Source organism: Leifsonia shinshuensis, assembly GCF_022606355.1.
Taxonomy (GTDB): domain Bacteria; phylum Actinomycetota; class Actinomycetes; order Actinomycetales; family Microbacteriaceae; genus Leifsonia; species Leifsonia shinshuensis_B.
This window is the reverse complement of record NZ_JAHHZQ010000010.1, coordinates 1-1,290: the sequence shown is the minus strand read 5'-3', so window position 1 is coordinate 1,290 and position 1,290 is coordinate 1. Positions and strand designations below refer to the sequence as shown.

The 1,290-nt window shown below is 67.9% G+C and carries 1 protein-coding gene; it reads right to left on the bottom strand.

The annotated features are described in order from the left end of the window. Positions 1-1,290: UDP-glucose dehydrogenase family protein (locus tag KNO15_RS22765; protein ID WP_241706179.1), on the bottom strand; the 1,290-nt coding region annotated here is incomplete at both ends.

The window sequence follows — 1,290 nt, the reverse complement described above, 5'->3', positions numbered from 1 at the left end:
AGCGGCCGAGGCCGCGGTAGTGCCAGCCGGCTGCTTTCCAGGTGTCGGGGTCGAGGGCGTTGCGGCCGTCGATGACTGTCTTCCGGGAGACGAGGTCGCCGACTTCGCGTGGGTCGAGTCGGGTGAATTCGGGCCATTCGGTGATCAGGATCACCACATCCGCGCCCGCCACGGCTTCCTCGCTCGTGGTCACGTAGGTGAGGTGGGGGGCGCGGTGTCGGGCGTTGGGGATGGCTTCGGGGTCGGTGGCGGTGACGATCGCGCCGCTCTCGGCCAGGCGCAGGGCGATGTCGAGGGCGGGTGAGTCGCGGATGTCGTCGGAGTGGGGTTTGAACGCCAACCCGAGGACAGCGACCCTCACCCCCTCCAGGGTGCCGGCCTCCTCCTCCACCAGGTCGACCACCCGTTGCCGGCGGCGCAGGTTGATCTGGTCGACCTCTTCCAGGAACCGCACCGACTCCCCCCGCCCCAACTCCCGGGCACGGGCACTGAACGCGCGGATGTCTTTGGGCAGGCACCCGCCACCGAAACCGACACCCGCGTTCAGGAACCGGCGCCCGATCCGGGCATCGTGACCGATCGCGTCCGCCAACCGGGTCACGTCCGCACCGGTGACCTCCGCGATCTCGGCCATCGCGTTGATGAAAGAGATCTTCGTGGCCAGGAACGCGTTCGCCGCGACCTTCACCAACTCCGCCGTCGCGTAATCCGTCACGATCACCGGCGTCCCCGCCGACACCGCCTGCGCATACACCTCATCCAGGACCCCGGCCGCACGCACCCCCTGCTCACCCTCGGGCACCCCATACACCAACCGGTCAGGACTGACCGTGTCCTGCACCGCGAACCCCTCCCGCAAGAACTCCGGATTCCACACCAACGTGACCCCCGGCACCCGCTCAGCCACCACCCGCGCCAACCGCCCCGCCGTCCCCACCGGAACCGTGGACTTACCCACGATCACATCCCCCGGCGACACATACTCCAACAACGACGCGAACGCCGCATCCACGAACCGCATATCCGCCGCATCACCCAGCGCCGACTGCGGCGTCCCGACCGCGACGAAATGCACCTGGGCACCAGCCACCGCCGAAAAATCCGTCGTGAACGACAACCGGCCACTGGCCATCGCCGAACCCAACACCTCCGCCAACCCCGGCTCGAAAAACGGAGCACGACCCGACGACAACGCCGCGACCTTCACCCCATCCACATCCACACCCACCACCGTGTGACCCAGATCAGCCATCGCCGCAGCATGCACAGCACCCAGATAACCCACACCGA